Raw genomic sequence first — 22,391 nt, 5'->3', positions numbered from 1 at the left:
CCCTGCTCATTGGGCGCGACCTTATCGCCGCCGGCGTGATGCCCGGATGCAGGCGGAAGGCTTACCAGTCGGTGCGCTGTGGCAACAGTCCGCGCAGTTCCGCGTCGGTCAGGTTGCGCCATTGGCCGACCTTGAGCCGGCCGAGCTTGACGTTGCCGATGCGCACCCGCACCAGCTGCTTGACCCGGTAACGGAAGTGGGCGGCCATCAGGCGGATCTGGCGGTTGAGCCCCTGCACCAGCACGATCCGGAACCCGAAGCGGCCCAGCTTGCCGGTCTTGCACGGCAGGGTGGTCTGTCCGTGCACCGGCACGCCCTTGGCCATCGCGCGCAGGAACTCGGGGGTGACCTCGTTGTTGACCGCGACCAGGTATTCCTTCTCGAGCTTGTTCTCGGCGCGCAGGATCTCGTTGACGATGTCGCCGTTGCTGGTCAGCAGGATCAGCCCCTCGGAATCCTTGTCGAGCCGCCCGATCGGGAAGATCCGTCGCTCGTGGCCGACGAAGTCGACGATGTTGTCCTTGACCCCGGATTCGGTGGTGCAGACCACACCGACCGGCTTGTTGAGCGCGATGTAGACGTGCTGCTTCTGACCCTTGGCGACGGTGCGGGTCCGCAACGGCTGGCCGTCGACCCGCACCTCGTCACCCTCGCCCACCTCCGAACCCACCCGGCCCCGGATGCCGTTGATGGTCACCCGGCCTTCGGCAATCAGGCGGTCGGCCTCGCGACGGGAGCAGAAGCCGGTTTCGCTGATGTGTTTGTTGAGGCGCATGCTGGGCCGGGTACTCGAGGGGCGCACAGGCTGGCACAAGCCCCGCCGGTTGGCGAGTACGGCCCCCGGGTGGGGGCCGCAGCTCAACCGAGCAGGTCGCCGTATTCGGGATGGCGGTCAACCCAGCCGGCAGCGTAGGAGCACGCCGGGCGGACGTGGAGGTCCTGCACCCGTGCATGCTCGAACGCAGCCCGCGTCAGCGCCCCGGCAATACCCCGGCCGCCGACCGGCTCGGGCACGTGGGTGTGGGTGATGACCATGCAGCTGCCCTCCATCCGGTACTCGAGGGCGGCCTCCACGCCGTCCACGTCGGCGGCGAAGCGGGAACGGTCTGGCTGGTGGCGTATCTCGAACTCGGTCATGACGTCTCCGGATGGCGTGGGCATGGCATCGACAATGGCCGGTCAGCGGTTGTCGCGTTTGCCCTGGTTGTGCCGGTCCTGTGTGCTGATGCTGCCCTGTATGCCCTGCAACCGGGCCTCGGCTGCATGCAGCTCTTCGGCGTGCTGGGCGGCGGAAGCGGACTGGTAGCCTTCAGGTGCATGGACTGGTGCGTGGTCGTCCAGCGCCTGCCACGGCTGCGTCGTGCGCGCCTGGCGCTGCTTGGCCTCGAGTAGTTCCCGGGTGTTGGCCAGTGCCTGCTCGGGCGTGATCGACGCACCCTTGCGACCGCGCGCGGTCGCGGCCCCGCTCTTGCGGGCGGCGGTCTTCCGGGGAGCGGCGCTCGCGGTTGCCGTCTTCTTCGATGACGTGTTCTTCGTTGCGCCCTTCCTTGCTGCAACCTTCTTCGGCGCGGTTTTTCCCGCTGCAACCTTCTTCGCCGGGGACTTCCTGGTGGAGGTGTTCCTGGGCGCAGTCTTCTTCGTCGCGACGTTTTTGGTCGCGGCCTTCTTTGTTGCCGCCTTCTTTGTTGCGGCCGCCTTCTTCGCGGCCTTCTTCGTTGCTGCCGTCTTCGCCGGGGACTTCCTGGCAGCGACCTTGCGGGCAGGCGCCTTGCTGGCCGTGGTCTTCCTGGCCGTGGTCTTCCTGGTCGCGGTCTTCTTCGCGGCAGTCTTCTTTACCGCCTTCTTTGCATTCGTCTTCTTCGCGGCCGTCTTGCTGGTGGTCGACTTCTTGCTGGCGGCCTTTTTCGCCGCGGTCGTGCTTGCGGTGGTGCCGGCCGTCTTCTTCGACGCCTTCTTCGCGGTCTTCTTCGCGGTCTTCTTGCTGGCCTTGCGGACTGGGGTCGTTGCCATGCGCTCCTCCATCGGACGGGTCGACTGGCGCGGGGTCGCAGGCGTCCGCGCCTCCCACCGCGACGGTGGGTCCTGTCTCACTATCACGCCCCACATGCAATCGGGGTGAGGGATCGCCGCACCCGCGGTCAGCCGAACGAGGGGTTGACCAGTCGCTCCAGGAACACGCCGCCGATGCGCGGTTCCATCAGCAGCATGAAAAGCACGCCGTAGATGGCACCCGACAAGTGGGCGTTGTGGTTGGTGTTGTCCCCGCCCTGCCGGTCCATCCAGATCGAGTAGCCGACGAAGAACACGCCGTACAGGATTGCCGGCACGGGCAGGAAGAACACGAAGATCAGCGACCACGGCTGGACCAGGATGAAGGCGAACAGCACCGCCGACACCGCGCCCGATGCCCCGAGGCTGCGGTACCGCGCATCGTGGCGGTGGCGCAGGTAGGTGGGCAGGATCGCGATCACGATCGCCGACAGGTAGAACAGCACGAAGCCGACCGGGCCGATCATCGCGCTGATGACCTGCTCGGCGAACCGGCCGAAGAAGAACAGCGTGATCATGTTGAACAGCAGGTGCTGCCAGTCGGCGTGGATGAAGCCATGGGTCAGCAGGCGATCGTACTGGCGCTGCCGGTCGATCGCCGGCGGCCACAGGATCAGCCGGTCCAGCAACCTGGGGTTCTTGAAGGCGAGCCAGGTGACCAGGACGGTCACGCCGATGAGTATCAGGGTCAGCATGCGGTGGATTCCTCGGTCGCGGCGCCTGGCCGTCCGGTGGTTGCTCGCAACTCGCCCCCCGGTTGAGGCCGTTGCATGAAGGCGCCAAGACTACCGGACGCCCGGCGGCGGCGCCGGTGCCCGGGGCGCGCAGTGCACGGGCGTTACCATCGACGCATTTCCCACGAGAGTTGCCCATGATCCGCTGCACGCATCCCGCCCCGCTCGCTGCCGCGCTGGCAGCCCTGCTTGCCGTTGCCACGCCCGCCCCGGCCCAGGACGCGCCGCTGACGACCGTGTCCGAGCGCAGCGGCTTCATCGAGACCGGCCGCTACGACGAAGTCCTCGCGTTGTGCGACGCCTTTGCCAGCCGCTATGCCGACGCGGTGCGCTGCGAGACCTTCGGCACCACGCCCGAGGGCCGCCCGATGAAGGTGCTGGTCGCTACCCGCAGCGGTGCGTTCACCCCGGAGGCGGCGCGCGAACAGGGCATCCCGGCCACCCTGATGCAAGGCGGGATCCACGCCGGCGAGATCGACGGCAAGGATGCCGGTTTCCTCGCGCTGCGCGAGCTGCTGGAGGGCACCGCGCCCGACGTGCCCGCCGATGCGTTGCGCCGCCAGGTGTTCCTGTTCGTGCCGGTGTTCAACGTCGACGGGCATGAGCGCTTCGGCGCGTGGAACCGCCCCAACCAGCGCGGTCCGAAGGAGATGGGCTGGCGCACCACCGCGCAGAACTACAACCTCAACCGCGGCTACGTGAAGGCCGACGCGCCGGAAATGCAGGCGATGCTCGCCCTGATCAACCGTTGGGACCCGCTGGCCTACGTGGACCTGCACGTCACCAACGGCGCCAAGTTCGAACATGACATCTCCATCCAGGTCGAACCGGTCAACAGCGGCGACAAGGCCTTGCGAGCGGCGGGCACCACGCTGCGCGACAACACCATCGACTACCTCGCCGGCCACGGCTCGCTGCCGCTGCCGTTCTATCCCTCGTTCGTGCAATACGACAACCCGGCCTCGGGCTTCGAGGACGGCGTGGCGACACCGCGCTTCTCGCACGGCTACATGCAGTTGCGTAACCGCCTCGGCATGCTGGTGGAGACGCACTCGTGGAAGGACTACCCGCACCGGGTGAAGTCGACCCGCGACGCCATCATGGCCGTGCTGGGGCAGGTGGCCGAGCACGGCGACGAGTGGCTCGCCCTCGCCCACGCCGCCGATGCGCGGGCAAGCAAGCTGGGTGGAGCGCCCGTAGCGCTGGCCTACCAGGCCACCGACGAATGCCGGCAGATCGACTTCCGCGGCTACGCCTACACGCGCACCCCGTCGGAGGTGTCGGGCGCGACCATGACCCGTTACGACGAGACCACCCCCGAGACCTGGACCGTGCCGCTGTGCGACCGGATCGAGCCGTCGCTGGTGGTGGAGGCGCCCGGCGCCGGTTACCTGGTGCCTGCCGCGCACGCATCCTGGGTGGCCGAGCGGCTGGACCGTCATGCCATCGAGTACCGCCGGCTGGAGCAGCCGATGTCTGGCGTGAAGGTCGAGGCGTTTCGCGCCGACTCGCGCGAATTCGCGGCGCAGTCGGTCGAGGGCCACCAGCGGCTGGAGCTGCAAGGTCGTTGGCGCGGCGAGACCGCCGACCTGGCTGCCGGTGCGCTTTTCGTGCCGATCGCGCAGCCGAAGGCGCAGTTGGCGATGGCGATCCTGGAGCCGCAGGCACCCGATTCGCTGGCCGCCTGGGGGGAGTTCAACAATGCATTCGAGCGCAAGGAGTACATGGAGGACTACGTCGCTGAAGAAGTCGCCCGCGAGATGCTGGCCGCCGACCCTCAGCTGAAGGCCGCCTTCGAAAAGCGCCTGCGCGAAGACGCGGCGTTTGCCGCGAGCCCGCGCGAGCGCCTGGACTTCTTCTACCGGCGCCATACGTCGTGGGACGCGCGCTTCAACCTGTATCCGGTCCTGCGCACCGAGCGGAAACCGCGCTGAACTTTTGCCGACGCGTCCCCACGACGCGTCGGCCCTCCAGAAGCTGTTGGACACAGGCCGCCCGGGAACGCGGGCGCGCCTGTTCATGTCCATTGACAAAAAAAGAATGATCGTTCATTCTTGCCAGCTTCCGGGGCGGCCTGACCGCCCCGTTCCCTTTGGTTTCCTCCACGAGCCCCACATGACCCCGACCCACCGCCTGACCGGTCGCACCCTGCTCCTGCCCCTGGCCCTGACGATCGCCCTCGCGGCGTGCAGTGGCGACCCGGCTCCCGCGCAACCACCGGCCGCACAGGTCACCGTGGTGACGCTGGCCGCTTCCCCGGTCACCCTGACCCGCGAACTTCCGGGCCGCACCGCCCCGTTCCTGGTCGCGGAAGTCAGGCCCCAGGTCAGTGGCATCGTCGAGCGCCAGCTCTTCAAGGAAGGCGGCCTGGTCAACGCCGGGCAACCGCTCTACCAGCTCGAGAACGCCGCCTACCAGGCCGACGCCAGCAGCGCCCAGGCCGCGCTGGCGCGTGCCGAGGCGAGCCTGAAGTCCGCCCAACTCACTGCTGCCCGCTCAGCCGAACTGGTGAAGATCGATGCGGTCAGCCGCCAGGACAACGAGAACGCGGTGGCCGCACTCCGCCAGGCCGAGGCGGACGTCGGCGTCGCCCGCGCAGCGCTGCAGGGACGTCGCGTGACCCTCGACTACGCACGGATCAACGCGCCCATCAGTGGTCGCATCGGCAAGTCCTCGGTCACCCGCGGCGCACTGGTGACCGCCAACCAGGCGACACCGCTGGCGACCATCCAGCAGACCGACCCCATGTACGTCGACCTGACCCAGTCCAGCAGCGAGCTGCTGGCCCTGCGCAGGAACCTGGCCGCGGGCACCGCCCAGCAGGCAGACCTGCCGGTGAAGATCCTGCTGGAAGACGGCAGCGAGTACGCCTATGACGGGCGGCTCGCCTTCTCCGAGGTCACGGTCGACCCGTCGACCGGCAGCTACCTGCTCCGCGTGCAGGTCCCCAATCCCGACCACCTGCTGTTGCCGGGCATGTACGTGCGCGCCGTGGTGGGCGCGGCGGTGCGCCAGGAAGGGCTGCTGGTCCCGCAGAAGGGCATCACCCGCGACGCCAAGGGCAACGCGACCGCAATGGTGGTGGGCGAAGACGGCGCGGTGGAGCCACGCGCGGTCACCGTCAGCCGCACCGTGGGTGACCAGTGGCTGGTCGAAGGCGGCCTGGTCGCGGGCGACCGGGTGATCGTCGAGGGGCTGCAGAAGATCCAGCCGGGCATGCCCGTGCAGGCCACCGAAGCCGGTGCGACGGACGCTTCCGCGGCAGATTCCGACCCGGCCGAAGCACCTGCCGCGCCCGACGCTGCCGATGCAGGCACCGACGCCGACGCGTCGAAGTAATAACGGACCCCCGACATGGCACGCTTCTTCATCGACCGACCGATCTTCGCGTGGGTCATCGCGATCATCATCATGCTCGCCGGCGCACTGGCGATCTTCACCCTGCCGATCTCGATGTACCCGACCATCGCGCCGCCCACGGTCGCGGTCAACGCGGTGTATCCCGGCGCTTCCGCCAAGGCGGTGCAGGACTCGGTGACGCAGATCATCGAGCAGAACATGAAGGGCCTGGACGGCCTGCTGTACTTCTCCTCGACCAGTGAAGGCAACGGGCGCGCCGCGATCACCCTGACCTTCGAGAACGGCACCGACCCCGACACCGCGCAGGTGCAGGTCCAGAACAAACTGCAGTCGGCCATGCCGCTGCTCCCGCAGGAAGTGCAGCGCCAGGGCGTCAACGTCAGCAAGTCGGCCAGCGGCTTCCTGCAGGTCATCGGCTTCGTGTCCGAGGACGGCAGCATGGCCAAGGACGACATCTCCGACTATGTCGGCGCGAACCTGGTGGACCCGCTGAGCCGCGTTCCCGGCGTCGGCAACCTGCAGGTATTCGGTGCCAAGTACGCGATGCGGATCTGGCTGGACCCAAACAAACTCGACACCTACCGCCTCACACCGGGCGACATCACCGCGGCGATCCAGGCCCAGAACGCGCAGGTCGCGGTCGGCGCGCTGGGCGCGGCGCCATCCATCGAAGGCCAGCAGATCAACGCCTCGATCACCGCGCAGTCGCGGTTGCAGACGCCGGAGCAGTTCCGCGACATCGTCGTGCGGGCCAACCCGGACGGCTCGGTGCTCAAGCTGGGCGACGTCGCCCGGGTGGAGATGGGCGCGGAGAACTACGAGTTCATCACCCGCTACAACGGCCAGCCGGCCACCGGCATCGCAGTCTCGTTGGCGACCGGCGCCAACGCGCTGGACACCGCCGCGGGCGTCAAGGCGACGCTGGATGAAATGTCGCCGTTCTTCCCGCCCGGCCTCAAGGCCGTGCTGCCGTTCGACACCACGCCGTTCGTGCAGGTCTCGATCAAGGGCGTGATCGTGACCCTGCTCGAGGCGATCGTGCTGGTGTTCCTGGTGATGTACCTGTTCCTGCAGAACTTCCGCGCGACCCTGATCCCGACGATCGCGGTGCCGGTGGTGCTGCTGGGCACGTTCGGCGTGCTCGCCGCGCTGGGCTTCTCGATCAACATGCTGACGATGTTCGCGATGGTGCTGGCGATCGGCCTGCTGGTCGACGACGCCATCGTTGTGGTCGAGAACGTCGAACGCATCATGAGCGAGGAAGGCCTGTCGCCACTGGAGGCCACCCGCAAGTCGATGGACCAGATCACCGGCGCCCTGGTCGGCATCGGCCTGGTGCTGTCGGCGGTGTTCGTGCCGATGGCGTTCATGACCGGCTCGACCGGCGTGATCTACCGGCAGTTCTCGGCGACGATCGTTTCGGCGATGGCGCTGTCGGTGCTCGTTGCGATCGTACTGACACCGGCGCTGTGCGCGACCATGCTCAAGCCGCTGAAGAAGGGCGAGCACCACGACAGTGGCAAGGGCCGGCTGGCGCGGTTCTTCCACTGGTTCAACCAGAAGTTCGACGACGGCAGCAGCAAGTACCGTCGTGGCGTGCGCGGCATGATCAGCCGGCCCAAGCGGTCGATGGCCATCTTCGGCGCGCTGGTGGTGGTGATGGGCGTGATGTTCTTCCGCCTGCCCAGCTCGTTCCTGCCCGACGAGGACCAGGGCGTGTTGTTCGCCCAGGTGCTGGCGCCGGTGGGCGCCACCCAGGAGCGCACGATGGAGTCGATCAAGAAGGTCGAGGACTACTTCCTGGAACAGGAACAGGACCTCGTCGAATCGGTGTTCAGCGTGCAGGGCTTCAGCTTCGGCGGCTCCGGCCAGAACAACGGCATGGCGTTCGTCAAGCTGCACGACTGGAGCGCGCGCGAGTCCGAGGAGCAAAGCGTCGGCGCGCTCGCCGGTCGCGCGATGGCCGGGCTGAGCCAGATCAAGGACGCGCTGGCGTTTGCGTTCGCGCCGCCGGCAATGCCGGAGCTGGGCACCGCGGCCGGCTTCACCTTCTACCTCACCGACAATGCCGGCCTCGGCCACGAGGCGCTGCTGGGCGCGCGCAACCAGTTCCTCGGCGCCGCGGCGCAGAACCCGATGCTGGCCAACGTGCGCCCGAACGGGCAGGAGGACACGCCGCAGTTCCAGCTCGACATCGACACCGAAAAGGCCAGCTCACTGGGACTGTCGATCGCGGCGATCAACTCGACCCTGACGGCGGCCTGGGGCGGCCAGTACATCGACGACTTCATCGACCGCGGCCGGGTCAAGCGGGTGATGCTGCAGGCCGACGCGCCGTTCCGCATGGTGCCGGAGGACTTCAACCTGTGGTCGGTGCGCAACAACCAGGGCCAGATGGTGCCGTTCACCGCGTTCGCCAGTTCGCACTGGGAGTACGGTCCGGTCCGGCTGGAGCGCTACAACGGCGTGCCGGCGATGCAGATCCAGGGTGAAAGCGCCGGCGGCGTGAGCTCCGGCGACGCGATGCTGGAGGTCGAGCGGATGGTGTCGGAGCTGCCAACCGGAATCGGCATCGAGTGGACCGGCTTGTCCTACCAGGAGCGCCAGGCCGGCGCACAGACGCCGCTGCTGTACACCCTGTCTCTGCTGATCGTGTTCCTCTGCCTGGCCGCGCTGTACGAGAGCTGGACGATCCCGACCGCGGTACTGATGGTGGCGCCGCTGGGCATCCTTGGCGCAGTGCTGGCCAACAGCCTGCGCGGCATGGAACGCGACGTGTACTTCCAGGTGGCGATGCTGACCACGGTCGGTCTTACCAGCAAGAACGCGATCATGATCATCGCCTTCGCCAAGGACTACATGGCCGAGGGCATGGAGCTGGTGCAGGCGACCATGCAGGCCGTGCGCGACCGCCTGCGGCCGATCCTGATGACGTCGCTGGCATTCGGCATGGGCGTGCTGCCACTGGCGATCGCGTCTGGCGCCGGCTCCGGTGCGCAGCGCGCGATCGGCACCGGCGTGCTCGGCGGCATGATCGCCGGTGCCCTGCTCGGCCTGTTCTTCATTCCACTGTTCTTCGTGGTCGTGCAGCGCCTGTTCGGCAGGCGCGAAGCGACCGCACCGGCGCTCGACGCGCCGGCGGGAGGTAAGACCCATGACTAAGACACTGATGACCCCGCTCGCACTGGCTGCAGTGCTGTTCGTGGCCGGTTGCGCCACCCTGCAGCCGCCCGTGCCCGAGGCGTCCCCGTCGATCCCGGTCGAGTGGCCGCTGCCGTCGACCACCCCGTCGAGCACGCCGACGCCCGACGACGGCGCACCGCTGGTGGCCGACATCGGCTGGCGCGACTTCTTCGCCGACCCGCGTTTGGACCAGCTGGTCGCGCAGGCGCTGGAGAACAACCGCGACCTGCGGGTGGCGATGCTCAACGTCGAGCGGGCCCGCGCCCAGTACCGCATCCGCCGTGCCGATCGGATGCCGTCGCTCGGCGGCGAGGTCAGCATGACCCGGGCCGGCGGCGACAACGTCGACATCAGCGAAAGCTACTCCGCCAGTGCGGGTATCGCGGGCTTCGAGCTGGACCTGTTCGGCCGTGTCCACAACCTGGGCCAGGCCGCACTGCAGCAGTACTTCGCGACCGAAGAGGCGCGGCGGAGCGCGCAGCTTGCGCTGATCGCCCAGGTGGCCAACACGTGGCTCGCACTGGCCGCGGATACCGAGTTGCTGGCGATCGCCCGGGACTCGCTGGCAAGCCACGAGGCCTCGTTCGAGCTGACCGGCCAGCGCCACGCGCTCGGCGCGGTGTCCGGACTCGACCTCAACCAGGCCCGTACCCTGGTGGAAGCGGCCCGCTCGGACGTTGCACGGTTCGAGGGCCAGGTGGCACAGGACCGCAACGCACTCGCGTTGCTGGTAGGCGGCCAGGTCGAGCCGTCGCTGTTGCCGGACGCGTTCGTCCCCGAGGTCAGCGGCATCACCGCCCTGCCCGCCGGGCTGCCGTCGGAGGTGCTGTTGCGCCGGCCCGACGTGCTGGCCGCGGAGCACCAGTTGCGGGCGGCAACGGCCAACATCGGCGCGGCGCGCGCGGCCTTCTTCCCGTCGATCACCCTGACCGGCAGCATCGGCAGCACCAGCGACCAGCTGTCGGGCCTGTTCGACGGCGGTTCGGGCATGTGGAGCTTCATCCCGCGGGTCAACATCCCGATCTTCCAAGGCGGAAGGCTGGCGGCGGCGCTGGGCGTCGCCAAGGCGGACCGCGACATCGCCCTGGCCGAGTACGAGAAGGCCATCCAGTCCGGATTCCGCGAGGTGGCGGACGCGCTGGCCCTGTCGGCCACGCTGGCACGGCAGCGCGAGGCGCAGGCAGCCCTGGCCGAGGCGGCCGGCCGCGCCCACGAGCTGTCGCAGGCACGCTACGACGCCGGACTGGACAGCTACCTGGTGTTGCTGGACGCTCAACGCACCCTCTACGCCGCCCGCCAGTCCCTCGTAGCGACGCAGCTGGCCGAACAGGCCAACCGCGTGACGCTCTACAAGGTCCTCGGCGGCGGCTGGTCCGAGACCGGGACATGACCGCCAAAGCCGACTCGAACAAGGCACAGGAGCGCGCCGAACTGCAACGTGGCCGCATCCTCGATGCCGCGCAGAAGTGCTTCATCGAGCACGGCTTCCACGCCGCCAGCATGGCCAGCATCGCCGATACCGCGGGCATGAGCGCGGGGCTGATCTACCGCTACTTCGAGAACAAGAGCGCGATCATCCTCGCCATCGTCGACCGCCAGTTGCAGCTGTTGCGCGAGGACATCCGGCTCAGCCGACGAATCGACCTCGCCGCCGAGATGACCAGCAACTACGGGCGCGCGTGCTCGGCCGATGCCAAGGGGATGAACGCCGCGCTGCTGCTGGAGATCTCTGCCGAAGCCACCCGCGACCCGCAGATCGCGGCGGCGCTGGACCGTTACGACGTCACCCTGCGCGCGGCCCTGGTGGACTGGCTGACCCGCGATCCCGAGGCCGGCGGTCATGGCCTACCCGCTGCCGTCTCGCCGGACCGCGCGCTGTTGCTGCAATGCCTGTTCGAGGGCCTCAAGTTGCGCGAGACCCGCGAGCCCCAGCTGGACCGGCAGCTGCTCGAGCGCGCCCTGCACTACATCGTGCCGCTGCTGGTAAAGGCCTGACGGAACAGGGCTTCAGCCCTAGCCTCGTCCAACACACCGGTGGCCGCGTCCTGTCCACCGACGGTTTCCGCGTTGTGCGCATTACGGGGAGGGAGCTGCCGGAGGTCACCATGCACACGCCAGAACGTCGCAACTCGGAGTCTGTCGATCCAGAGCGGATGCGCGAACGGCTCAATCCCCCGCAACAATCCCTGCTGCGCCTGCTCGAGTATTTCGGGTGGGAACTGCGCTTCGTCCGGGAGCCGCCGTCCCAGCCGCCGGTACCGGTGATCTTCGCCGGTGACGCATCCTGGGCCGTGATCAGCCCCGACGGCAAACTCGACGAAGGCCCCCACCTGCGCGTGCGCCATCCGGGGTTCGAGCGGCGTGCCGGGTCAGCGGTGGAACGTGGCTCCGGCAGCAGCCATCGGCCCGGGCCAACGTAGTCCTAACCCTCCAGTTCCGACCACCGTGCGTACGCCTTGTCCAGCTCGCCCTGGAGTTGCGCGAGTTCGCGGTTGTGCGCGGTGATCGCGGCGCTGTCGCGCTGGAAGAAGCCGGGGTCGTTCATCTCGGCGGTCTTGGCCGCCAGGCGCGTCTCGAGCGACTCGATCGTCGCCGGCAGCTGTTCGAGTTCGCGCTGTTCCTTGAAACTGCGCTTGCGGGCTGGCGTCGCTGCGGGTGGAGGCGCCGGCGTCGCGCCGGTCGCGCCCGGGTCGGCAGCCAGCCGGGTGGGCCGCCCGCTGTCCGGCGTCGCCGGTGGGCGCCGCTGGCGCAGCCAGTCGCTGTAGCCACCGACGTACTCGCCGACGCGACCCTCGCCTTCCATCACCAGGGTCGAGGTGACGACGTTGTCCAGGAAGTCGCGGTCATGGCTGACCAGCAACAAGGTGCCGGGGTAGTCCCCGAGCAGCTCTTCCAGCAGCTCCAGGGTCTCGACATCGAGGTCGTTGGTCGGTTCGTCCATCACCAGCAGGTTGGACGGCTGGGCGAACAGCTTGGCCAGCAGCAGCCGGTTGCGCTCGCCGCCCGACAGCCGGGTGATCGGCGCACGCGCGCGCTCGGGGGTGAACAGGAAGTCCTGCAGGTACCCGATCACGTGCTTCTGTTTGCCGCCGACCTCGACGAACTCGCGGCCCTCGGCGACGTTTTCGATCGCGTTCCAGTCCTCGCGCAGGGTTGCGCGGTACTGGTCGAAGTACGCCACCTGCAGGTTGCTGCCCAGCTTGACCTCGCCGGTGGTCGGCTGGAGGCCGCCCAGGAGGGTCTTGAGCAGCGTCGTCTTGCCGCTGCCGTTGGGCCCGATCAAACCGATGCGGTCGCCGCGGAAGACGGTGGTGGAGATGTCATCGAGCAGCACCCGGCCGCCGTAATCGAACGAAACATGCTTGGCCTCGATGACCTTCTTGCCGGAGTTCTCCGACTGGGCGAATTCCATCTTCACGTTGCCGGTGCGCTCGCGCCGCTGCGCCCGCTCGTCGCGCATCGCCTTGAGCCGCCGCACCCGGCCTTCGTCGCGGGTGCGGCGCGCCTTGATGCCCTGCCGGATCCAGACTTCCTCCTGCGCCAGCAATTTGTCGAAGCGCGCGTTCTCCTGCGCCTCGGCGTTCAGGCGCTCCTCGCGGCGACGCTCGTAGTTGGCCCAGTCGCCCGGCCAGCTGGTCAGCTGGCCGCGGTCGATCTCGACGATGCGGGTGGCCAGTGCGCGCAGGAAGCGGCGGTCATGGGTGACGAAGACCAGGGCGCCGGGCCACGACTTGAGGAAGCCCTCGAGCCAGTCGATCGACTCGATGTCCAGGTGGTTGGTCGGTTCGTCCAGCAGCAGCAGGTCCGGCGCCGATACCAGCGCGCGGGCCAGCAGCACGCGGCGCTTCATGCCGCCGGAGAGCCCGGAGAACTGCGCGTCGCCGTCAAGCCCGAGCTTGTCGAGCGTCTCGACCACGCGCTGGTCGGCGCTCCAGCCCTGCGCGGCGTCGATCTTGGCCTGCACGGCGGACATCGCGTCCGCGTCGAATTCCTCGGCGTGGCTGAGGTGGTGGAACTCGGCCAGCCACTTGCCCAGCTCGCCCATGCCGTCGGCGACGACGTCGAACACGTCACCCGCCGCACCGGCGGGCACCTCCTGTTCGAGGCGGGCGACGCGCGCCCCGCCCTCGCGCCGGATCTCGCCGTCGTCGGGGAGGATGTCCCCGGACAGGAGCTTGAGCAGGGTGGACTTGCCGGCGCCGTTGCGGCCGATGAGCGCGACGCGCTCACCGGGTTCGACCGCGAAATCGACGTTCTCGAGCAGGAGCGGGCCGCCGACGCTGTAGTCGACGCTGTTCAGGGTAATCAGGGGCATCCGGCCATTCTACGTGGCCGGACCCCGTACACGGACGTCAGTAGCGCGAGCGGGTGTCGACCTCGACCCAGATGCGCTCGGCGACCCAGTCGTTGCCGTAGGGCCGTGCCTGGATGCGGATCACGTCGCCCGGCTCCAGCGCCTCCGGGCGGATGCGCTGGCCGCGGTGCTCGACCAAGGTGCGGTTGTCGTAGCGGACCCGCTCGGCCCGGCCGCTGTAGCCACCCCGGGTGATCTCGATGACCTGCGCGCGCGCGTCCACCCAGCGCACCGAACCGCTGAGGTCGCCACCGTAGTAACCGCCGCCGTGGCTGTCGCGGACGTTGTGGACGACCTCGATGTTGCGCGCCCACAGCTCGCTGCCGGAACGCTGCGCTTCGACGCTGATGCGGTCGCCGCGCTCCAGCCCGGCGGGGTCGTGCAGCTGGCCCTGGTAGACCAGCCGGGTGTTGCGGTCGTAGCGCAGCGCAACCTGCGACACCCGGGCGCCATAGCCTTGGTCGGCGGTCAGCACGATCCGGCCGTAGCGCGGGTCGACGTCCTGGACGGTGCCGAGGATCCGCTCGCTGCCGTAGCCGTAACTGCCGCCCTGGCCATATCCGCCACCTTGGCCGTAGCCGCCACCGGGGGTGCCGTAACCGGTCATGCAACCCGCAAGGAGCATGGCCGCGGCGGAGAGTGACAGCCAGCGGAAGGCAGTGCGCCAACGCCGTGGAGAATCGGTCTGGATGGTCATGAGTTGGCTCCTGATCGCAGGGTTCCGAGCATCGTTGCGAGGAGGTGAACCGGGGGTTATCGGGGCGGGCGTGTGTTCAGGTGGGCGACCGTGTCGGTACCAGCAGGTACCAGCATCTGTAGGAGCGGCTTCAGCCGCGATCGAATGCTCCACAGCATTACGGACCACGATCGCGGCTGAAGCCGCTCCTACACACACAACCGGAGGTCACGAACTGCACGACAGCATCGAGCAGCCGGCTTTCGTGCGCGCCCAGTCCGGCCGGCGCGCGGCATAGGCTTCGCGCCCGGGCTGGTCGTCGTACGGCCGTCGCATCACGTCCAGCAGCTCCATCACCGCCTCGGGCTCGCCGGCCGTGGCGCGATCGATCGCCTGCTGGGCAAGGTAGTTCCGCAACACGTAACGCGGGTTGGCGAGCCGCATCCGCTCGCGGCGCTCGGCGGCCGACAGCGGGTCCTCGCGCAGGCGACCGGCGTAGCGCGCCAGCCATTCCTCGAACGCGGCGGCCGATGCGGCCCGCTTGTCGGGGTCGTAGAACGCCGATCCAAAGGCGTCGGTGAACGCGGCCGGTTGGCCGCCGGGATCCGCGTCGGGCGCGAAGTCGAGCAGTGCACGGAACACCAGGGTCATGTCGGCCTCGGCCAGGCGCATGAGGTCCTGCAACGCCTGCATCAGGTCGGTGTCGTCCTCGCGGCACTCCGCCAGCCCGAGCTTGCGCGCGGTGTTGTCGCGGTCGGCCGCGGTGTAGGCGTCGATGTAGCGCTGCAGCCCGGCCTGCAGCGGCTCCACGCCGTCGAACAGCGGCGACAGCGCGGCCGCGAGTCGGCCGAGGTTCCAGTACGCGACCGCCGGCTGTTGGCCGAAGCGATAGCGCCGGTGCTGGCGGTCGGTGGTGTTGGGGGTCCAGTCCGGGTCGTAGTTGTCGATCCAGCCGTAGGGGCCGTAATCGATCGTCAACCCGAGGATGGACATGTTGTCGGTGTTCATCACTCCGTGGACAAAGCCCACGCGCATCCAGTGGCCGACCATCACCGCCGTGCGCTCGCAGACCTCGCCGAACCACGCGGCCCGCAGCGCCTCGCGGTCGCCGTGGAGGTGCGGGAAGTCGCGGGGGATGCAGAAGTCGGCCAGCCGGCGCAGCAGGGCCAGGTCGCCACGCGCGGACGGCAGTTCGAAATTGCCGAAGCGCAGGAACGACGGCGCGACCCGGCACACGATCGCGCCAGGCTCCGGGGCCGGGTGCCCGTCGTAGAACATGTCGCGCACCACCGCCTCGCCGGTACCGACCAGGCTCAGCGCGCGCGTCGTCGGCACGCCGAGGTGGTGCATCGCCTCGCTGCAGAGGAACTCGCGCACCGAGGAGCGCAGCACCGCACGGCCGTCGGCGGTACGCGAGTACGGGGTCGGGCCGGCCCCTTTCAATTGAAGCTCCCAGCGCTCGCCCGTGGGAGTCACCGCCTCGCCCAGCGTGATCGCGCGGCCGTCTCCGAGCTGGCCCGCCCAGTGCCCGAACTGGTGGCCGCCGTAGTTGGCCGCGTAGGGCTGCATGCCCGGCAGCAGCTCGTTGCCGCCGAAGACCCGGGCAAAACGCGCGGATGCCACGTCGTCGGGCGTAATGCCCAACGCCTTCGCTATCTCGCCGGAGTGCGCGAGCAGTCGCGGCGCGGCCACCGGGGTTGGTTCCACCGCCGACCAGGCCTGCGCCACCTCGCGCACCCCGGGCCCGGCGCGCGGGTCGCCGGGCAGTTCGCGGATGAAGGCGTTGTCGAAGTCGAGGTCCAGCATCCGGCCATCGTAGGCCGCCAGAGGTCAACGCATTGGCGAGGCGCGTTCCGGTGTCGCCGGGGCGCGTCCACGCGTCGCACCACTCTGCCCCGCTAGACTATGCGCCCCCCGACCGGCCCCGCCGGCGCCAACGAGAGTAGCGATGAGCGCCGAAACGCCCGCCTCCCCCGAGACACCGTCGATCAAATTCACCGACCTGGCCCTGCCCGAAGCCCTGCTGAAGGCACTGTCCGACGTCGGCTACGAGTCGCCCTCCCCGATCCAGGCCGCGACCATCCCGCCGCTGCTGGCCGGTCGCGACGTCCTGGGCCAGGCCCAGACCGGCACCGGCAAGACCGCGGCGTTCGCGCTGCCGGCGCTGGCCAACATCGACCCGGCGCAGAAGACGCCCCAGGTGCTTGTGCTCGCACCGACGCGCGAACTGGCCATCCAGGTGGCCGAGGCGTTCCAGAAGTACGCCCATCACCTGCCCGGCTTCCACGTGCTGCCGATCTACGGTGGCCAGAGCTACTACCCCCAGTTGCAGGCGCTCAAGCGCGGCGTCCAGGTGGTGGTCGGCACCCCCGGCCGGGTGATCGACCACCTGGAGCGCGGCTCGCTGGACCTGTCCGAGCTGCGCTGCCTGGTGCTGGATGAGGCCGACGAGATGCTGCGGATGGGCTTCATCGACGACGTCGAGGCGGTGCTCAAGAAGACGCCGGAGACGCGCCAGGTCGCCCTGTTCTCGGCCACCATGCCGTCGCAGATCAAGCGCATCGCCCAGACCTACCTGAAGGATCCGGTCGAGGTCGCCATCAAGAACAAGACCAGCACCGCGGCGAATATCCGCCAGCGCTACTGGTCCGTCAGCGGCGTGCACAAGCTGGACGCACTGACGCGCATCCTGGAGGCGGAGCCATTCGACGCGATGATCGTGTTCGCGCGGACCAAGCTGGGCACCGAGGAGCTGGCCGACAAGCTGGCCGCGCGCGGCATTGCCGCCGCCGCGATCAATGGCGACGTGCAGCAGCAGCAGCGCGAGAAGACCATCCAGAACCTCAAGGACGGCCGGATCGACGTACTCGTGGCGACGGACGTCGCCGCGCGCGGCCTGGACGTGGAGCGCATCAGCCACGTCCTCAATTACGACATCCCGTACGACACCGAGAGCTACGTCCACCGCATCGGCCGGACCGGACGCGCGGGCCGCAAGGGTGAGGCGATCCTGTTCGTCACCCCGCGCGAGCGCGGCATGCTGCGCGCGATCGAGCGGGCCACCCGCCAGCCGATCGAGCCGATGGAGCTGCCGACGATCGAGACGGTCAACGAGCAGCGCGTGTCCAAGTTCCTCGGCCGCATCGGCGACGCGTTGCAGGGCGAGGACCTGTCACTGTTCCGCGACCTGGTCGAGCGCTACGAGCGCGAACAGAACGTGCCCGCGGTCGAGATCGCCGCCGCCCTCGCCAAGCTGGTACAGGGCGAGAACCCGCTGCTCCTCACCCCCCCGCCCCGCCCGGCCTTCCGTGAGCGCGAACCGGGCCCACGCGAGACCGGCCATCGCGGCCAGCCGCCGCGCCCGCCGCGGCAGCAGCGCCCCGAGCGCGATGCTCCACGTGATGTACGCCCGTCCGCGCCGCCGCGCAGCTTCGACGAGCGCAACGCGCCGCCGCGCCATGCCGAGCGCCAGTACACGCCACCGACGCCCCGCAATGCCGGCGAGTCGATGTTCGAGGACGACCGGCCCGCGTCGGCGCCGCCCCAGCGCACCGCGCGCGGTACGGACGACGTCGGGATGGAGACCTTCCGGATCGAAGTCGGCCATCGCCACGGCGTGCAGCCGGGCAACATCGTCGGCGCCATCGCCAACGAGGCCGACCTCGAAAGCCGCTACATCGGCCGCATCGACATCCGCGACGACTACAGCCTGGTCGACCTGCCGGAAGGCATGCCGCGCGAGCTGATGGAGCACCTCAAGCGGGTGTACGTGGCCGGGCAGGCGCTCAAGATCCAGCGTGCCGGCGCGGGCGACACGGAAGGCGGTCGCGCCCCCCGCCCGGCGGGACGACCCGGCGGTCCCCGACCCGGTGGCCCGCGCGGCCCCGGCGGACACGGGGCGGGCCCGCGCAAGCCCTTCAAGCCGCGCCCGCGCTGACCGCGCTCAGCGCCCTGCGGGTTTCGAAGCTCCGCGGCCGCCCGTCCAGCGGGTCGGCAAACGCCAGCCCGCTTGCGAGCAATTGCAGCGGGCGCGCGAAGTCATCCGGGGCCTGCGGGCACAGCGACGGGTAGTAGCGGTCACCCTCGATCGGCGCGCCCAGCGCCGCCATGTGCACCCGCAGCTGGTGCTTGCGGCCGGTCACCGGTTCCAGCGCGTAGCGCCACAACGGTCCTGCGCGATCGAGCACGTCGATGCGGCTCTCGCTGTTGTGCTCGCCGTCGACTTCGTGCATGCGGAAGAACGGCTCGCCACGTTCGACCCGGCTGCGTCGGACATGCGGAAAGGCGAGTTCGGGCAACGGTGGTGCAATCGCCTCGTAACGTTTGACGATCCGGCGCTCGCGGAACAGCGCCTGGTAGGCATCCCGCGTGGCCGGGTTGGCCGAGAACAGCACCAGCCCTGCCGTCCCCCGGTCGATCCGGTGCAGCGGCACTAGCCCGGGGTTGCCCAGGTGCTTGACCATGCGCGCCAGCAGCGTCTGCTCGACATACCCACCCGCCGGCACCACCGGCAGGAAGTGCGGCTTGTCGACCACCACCAGGTGCTCGTTAACGTGCAGGACCGCCGCCTCGAACGGGATCACCGGCTCCTGCTCCACCTCGCGGAAGTAGCGCACCTCGGCACCGACCACGTACGGCGAGTCGGCCGCCAGTGGCTGGCCCCGCACATCCTGCACGCGCCCGCGGCGGAAACGCGACTGCCATTGCTCGCGGCCGACCTGCGGGAAGCGCGAGCACAGCCCGTCCAGCAGCGTGGTCCACCGGCCGGGCGGCAACTGCAGGCGGCTGGGCGGCGGCGTGGCTGAAGTGCGGGTGAGCGGGGACGGCATGGGCGGCAAAGTACCGCACCAGGCGCCGGCGGGCGTGCTAGCCTCGCCGCTCGAAGGGGAGTAGCTCCCGATCGCCACGGCCGTCAATACGAGCACCCGCTCCGGTCCGGCGGCACCTTCCAGGGTGTGAGCAAGACCTTCGCGAACCCACGCCGGCAACCGCCGGCGTGTTTGCCCTTTCGCGAAGGAAAAAACCATGGAAGCACTGGCGAACCCGGAAATCTGGATCGCACTCGCGACGCTGACGGCGCTCGAACTCGTCCTCGGCATCGACAACATCATCTTCATCTCGATCCTCGCAGGCAGGCTGCCCGAAGCGCAGCGTGACCGCGCCCGCAAGCTCGGCATCCTCGGCGCCGCGGTCACACGCCTGGGCCTGCTGTTCATGATTGCGTGGATCATCGGGCTGACCGCGCCGCTGTTCTCGCTGTTCGGCCAGGCGTTCTCGTGGCGCGACCTGATCCTGATCGGTGGCGGCCTGTTCCTCATCGGCAAGGCGACCCACGAGATCCACCAGAAACTCGAAGGCGCCTCCGAGCAGGTCGCCCCCGGTGCGGCCACCAGCTTCATGGCGGTCATCGCCCAGATCATGGTGCTGGATATCGTGTTTTCGTTGGACTCGATCATCACCGCGGTCGGCATGGTCGACGAGCGCTGGGTGATGGTCACCGCCATCGTCGCCTCGATCGTCTTCATGCTCGCCTTCGCCCGGCCCATCAGCGAGTTCGTCGAGCGGCACCCCACGGTCAAGGTGCTGGCGCTGAGCTTCCTGATCATGATCGGGTTGGTGCTGATCGCCGACGGGTTCGGCCTGCATATCCCGAAGGGTTACGTGTACGCGGCGATGGCGTTCTCGGTGTTCGTGGAGATGATCAACCTGTGGATCCGCCGCCGCGAGCGGCAGGGCCCGCCGGTGAAGCTGCACGAGAAGTACGTCGAGGGCGCCGGGGCACCTCCGGGAGCCGATGCGGGGCGTTGACCCCGTCGCAGCACACTGCGTTTACGTAACCGCCCGCAAGCTCCGATGGATCCCCCACGGAGCATTGCGATGGCGTCGAATGACCAGAACGGGGGCGGCAGCGCCCCCAAGGGCCAGGCCGGTGAGCTGCACCAGCAGGCCGGCGACGGGCACCCGGTACTGACCACCAACCAGGGCGTGCCGGTTGCCGACAACCAGAACTCGCTACGCGCGCATGACCGCGGCCCGACGCTGCTCGAGGACTTCATCTCCCGCGAGAAGCTGACCCACTTCGACCACGAGCGCATCCCCGAGCGCGTGGTCCACGCCCGCGGTACCGGCGCGCATGGCTATTTCGAGCTGACCGAATCGCTTGCCCAATACACCACCGCCCGGCTTTTCACCGAGGTCGGCGAGCGCACCCCGGTGTTCTGCCGGCTGTCGACGGTGGTCGGCAACAAGGGTTCGATGGACACGCCGCGCGATGCACGCGGGTTCGCCACCAAGTTCTACACCAAGGACGGCAACTACGACCTGGTCGGCAACAACATGCCGGTGTTCTTCATCCAGGACGCGATCAAGTTCCCAGACCTGGTGCACGCGGTGAAGCCCGAGCCCGACCGCGGCTTCCCGCAGGCGAGCGGCGCCCATGACACGTTCTGGGACTTCATCTCGCTTATGCCCGAATCGATGCACATGATCATGTGGCTGATGAGCGACCGCGCGATCCCGCGCTCGCTGGCCATGATGGAAGGCTTCGGGATCCACAGCTTCCGCTTCCTCGATGCGGAAGGACGCGCCACGTTCGTCAAGTTCCACTGGAAGCCGCGGCTGGGCATGCAGTCGCTGGTGTGGGACGAAGCGGTGAAGATCGCCGGCGCCGACAACGACTTCAACCGTCGCGACCTGCATGACCGGATCAAGTCGGGCAAGGCACTGCCCACCTGGGACCTGGCGGTGCAACTGTTCACCGAGGAAGACGCGGCGCAGTTTCCGTTCGACCACCTCGATGCCACCAAGATCATCCCGGAGGAGCTGGTGCCGCTGAAGGTGGTGGGCCACATGGTGCTCGACCGCTGGGTGGACAACTTCTTCGCGGAGACCGAGCAGGTCGCGTTCTGCCCGGCCAACGTCGTACCGGGGATCGACTTCAGCGAGGACCCGCTGCTGCAGGGGCGGATCTTCTCCTATCTCGATACCCAGCTGATACGGCTCGGTGGGCCCAACTTTCAGCAGATCCCGGTCAATGCGCCCAAGTGCCCGTTCGCCAACCACCAGCAGGACGGCTTCATGCAGATGGGCCGGCCCAAGGGTCGGGTGATGTACGAGCCGGCATCGCTGGACGAGGACCCGAAGACCGCGCGGGCGACCGCGGGCGGGTTCCGCAGCGCCACCGTCCCCGCCAGCGGGCAGCGCACGCGCCTGCGGCCAGAGTCGTTCGCCGACCACTACAGCCAGGCGCGGCAGTTCTACCGCAGCCAACAGCCGCTGGAGCAGGCGCACCTGGCGGCCGCGCTGGTGTTCGAGCTGTCCAAAGTGGAGACCGTGCGCATCCGCGAAGCCATGGTGGGCCACCTTCGCCACATCGACGAGGACCTGGCCGCACGCGTCGCTGCGGGACTCGGGCTGCAGGGCATGCCCGAGCCACCCGACGCCGCACGGCCGGTGCAGGACCTGCCGCTGTCACCAGCGTTGAGCCTGATCGGCAATTCCGTGCCGACGCTCGAAGGCCGCTCCGTCGGGATCCTGTTCGACGAAGGTTCCGATGCCGCGGCTATCAAATCCCTCCGTGACGCCGCGATGGCGGCCGGTGCCATGGTCAAGCTGGTCGCACCTAAAGTCGGTGGCGCGACGCTGTCGGACGGCAAGCACCAGCCCGCGGATGGTCAGCTGGCCGGGACACCGTCGGTGGTATTCGATGCGGTCGCCGTGCTGCTCTCCGCCGACGCGGCGCACAAGTTGCGCAGCGAGGCGGCGGCCGTGCAGTTCGCCAAGGACGCGTTCGGGCACCTGAAGGCCATCGCGCACGACGCCGGTGGCAAGGCATTGCTGGACGAGGCTGGCGTGATGCCCGATGCCGGCGTGGTGATGGCCACCGACACCGCTGCCTTCATCGAGCAGGCCAAGACCCGGCAGTGGGACCGCGAGGTGAAGGTCAGGACGCTGCCGTAATCCGCCGGCGGCCGGTCGGGGGGATCAGTCAACGACCGGGGCGGGACGACCCACCGGCTAGAATGATCCCCTTTTC

Annotated in this window: 17 protein-coding genes; 9 read left to right on the top strand and 8 right to left on the bottom strand. The window is 68.8% G+C overall.

Going from position 1 to position 22,391, the window contains the following annotated elements; translation table 11 throughout:
- Positions 1–61: 61 nt before the first annotated feature.
- The 4 genes from KOD61_RS06130 to KOD61_RS06115 form a co-directional block, all read right to left on the bottom strand.
- Positions 62–775, bottom strand: coding sequence for a pseudouridine synthase (locus KOD61_RS06130; RefSeq protein ID WP_215220149.1), 714 nt, complete (start codon positions 773–775; stop codon positions 62–64).
- A gap of 83 nt (positions 776–858) precedes the next feature.
- Positions 859–1,137, bottom strand: coding sequence for a GNAT family N-acetyltransferase (locus tag KOD61_RS06125; protein WP_215220148.1), 279 nt, complete (start codon positions 1,135–1,137; stop codon positions 859–861).
- Between the two features lie 42 nt (positions 1,138–1,179).
- Positions 1,180–2,010 carry a histone H1-like repetitive region-containing protein gene (locus tag KOD61_RS06120; RefSeq protein ID WP_215220147.1) on the bottom strand — a complete coding sequence of 277 codons (831 nt, stop codon included), beginning with the start codon at positions 2,008–2,010 and terminating at the stop codon, positions 1,180–1,182.
- Positions 2,011–2,138: 128 nt separating this feature from the next.
- Entirely contained in the window at positions 2,139–2,744 is a 606-nt protein-coding gene (locus KOD61_RS06115; RefSeq protein WP_215220146.1) for a rhomboid family intramembrane serine protease, read from the bottom strand.
- A gap of 176 nt (positions 2,745–2,920) precedes the next feature.
- Here KOD61_RS06115 and KOD61_RS06110 point away from each other — a divergent pair, with 176 nt between their 5' ends.
- The 6 genes from KOD61_RS06110 (at position 2,921) to KOD61_RS06085 (ending at position 11,746) form a co-directional block, all read left to right on the top strand.
- Positions 2,921–4,717: a M14 family metallopeptidase gene (locus tag KOD61_RS06110; protein WP_215220145.1), complete on the top strand. Its 1,797-nt coding sequence runs from the start codon at positions 2,921–2,923 to the stop codon at positions 4,715–4,717.
- A gap of 181 nt (positions 4,718–4,898) precedes the next feature.
- Complete coding sequence (locus tag KOD61_RS06105) at positions 4,899–6,122, top strand: efflux RND transporter periplasmic adaptor subunit (RefSeq protein WP_215220144.1); 1,224 nt, start codon at positions 4,899–4,901, stop codon at positions 6,120–6,122.
- A gap of 15 nt (positions 6,123–6,137) precedes the next feature.
- On the top strand, positions 6,138–9,305 hold the full coding sequence (locus KOD61_RS06100) for an efflux RND transporter permease subunit (RefSeq protein ID WP_215220143.1): 3,168 nt from the start codon (positions 6,138–6,140) through the stop codon (positions 9,303–9,305).
- Positions 9,298–10,716, top strand: coding sequence for an efflux transporter outer membrane subunit (locus KOD61_RS06095; RefSeq protein WP_215220142.1), 1,419 nt, complete (start codon positions 9,298–9,300; stop codon positions 10,714–10,716). Before KOD61_RS06100 ends, KOD61_RS06095 begins: the two co-directional genes overlap by 8 nt.
- Complete coding sequence (locus KOD61_RS06090; RefSeq protein WP_215220141.1) at positions 10,713–11,321, top strand: TetR/AcrR family transcriptional regulator; 609 nt, start codon at positions 10,713–10,715, stop codon at positions 11,319–11,321. Before KOD61_RS06095 ends, KOD61_RS06090 begins: the two co-directional genes overlap by 4 nt.
- Before the next feature lie 110 nt (positions 11,322–11,431).
- Positions 11,432–11,746: a hypothetical protein gene (locus tag KOD61_RS06085; protein ID WP_215220140.1), complete on the top strand. Its 315-nt coding sequence runs from the start codon at positions 11,432–11,434 to the stop codon at positions 11,744–11,746.
- Positions 11,747–11,748: 2 nt separating this feature from the next.
- Here the strand turns inward: KOD61_RS06085 and KOD61_RS06080 are convergent, their stop codons facing one another.
- The 3 genes from KOD61_RS06080 to KOD61_RS06070 all read right to left on the bottom strand — a co-directional run bounded on the left by KOD61_RS06080 (position 11,749) and on the right by KOD61_RS06070 (position 16,162).
- Entirely contained in the window at positions 11,749–13,641 is a 1,893-nt protein-coding gene (locus tag KOD61_RS06080; RefSeq protein WP_215220139.1) for an ATP-binding cassette domain-containing protein, read from the bottom strand.
- Between the two features lie 37 nt (positions 13,642–13,678).
- Positions 13,679–14,377 carry a DUF5666 domain-containing protein gene (locus KOD61_RS06075; RefSeq protein ID WP_215220138.1) on the bottom strand — a complete coding sequence of 233 codons (699 nt, stop codon included), beginning with the start codon at positions 14,375–14,377 and terminating at the stop codon, positions 13,679–13,681.
- Positions 14,378–14,584: 207 nt separating this feature from the next.
- Complete coding sequence (locus KOD61_RS06070) at positions 14,585–16,162, bottom strand: protein adenylyltransferase SelO (RefSeq protein ID WP_215220137.1); 1,578 nt, start codon at positions 16,160–16,162, stop codon at positions 14,585–14,587.
- A gap of 142 nt (positions 16,163–16,304) precedes the next feature.
- Here KOD61_RS06070 and KOD61_RS06065 point away from each other — a divergent pair, with 142 nt between their 5' ends.
- A complete protein-coding gene (locus KOD61_RS06065) occupies positions 16,305–18,293 on the top strand; it encodes a DEAD/DEAH box helicase (protein WP_215220136.1) in 1,989 nt (662 codons plus the stop codon).
- Here the strand turns inward: KOD61_RS06065 and KOD61_RS06060 are convergent.
- Entirely contained in the window at positions 18,274–19,185 is a 912-nt protein-coding gene (locus KOD61_RS06060) for a pseudouridine synthase (protein ID WP_215220135.1), read from the bottom strand. The genes KOD61_RS06065 and KOD61_RS06060 overlap by 20 nt on opposite strands.
- A 196-nt stretch (positions 19,186–19,381) precedes the next feature.
- Here KOD61_RS06060 and KOD61_RS06055 point away from each other — a divergent pair, with 196 nt between their 5' ends.
- Both KOD61_RS06055 and KOD61_RS06050 read left to right on the top strand, forming a co-directional pair.
- A complete protein-coding gene (locus KOD61_RS06055) occupies positions 19,382–20,164 on the top strand; it encodes a TerC family protein (protein WP_215220134.1) in 783 nt (260 codons plus the stop codon).
- Positions 20,165–20,233: 69 nt separating this feature from the next.
- Positions 20,234–22,315 (top strand): catalase, encoded by a 2,082-nt coding sequence (locus tag KOD61_RS06050; RefSeq protein ID WP_251370675.1) that lies wholly within the window; start codon positions 20,234–20,236, stop codon positions 22,313–22,315.
- The last annotated feature ends 76 nt before the right edge of the window (positions 22,316–22,391 follow it).

The sequence above is a fragment of the Lysobacter luteus genome, from assembly GCF_907164845.1.
Lineage (GTDB): Bacteria > Pseudomonadota > Gammaproteobacteria > Xanthomonadales > Xanthomonadaceae > Novilysobacter > Novilysobacter luteus.
This window is presented reverse-complemented; position numbering and strand designations above follow the sequence as displayed.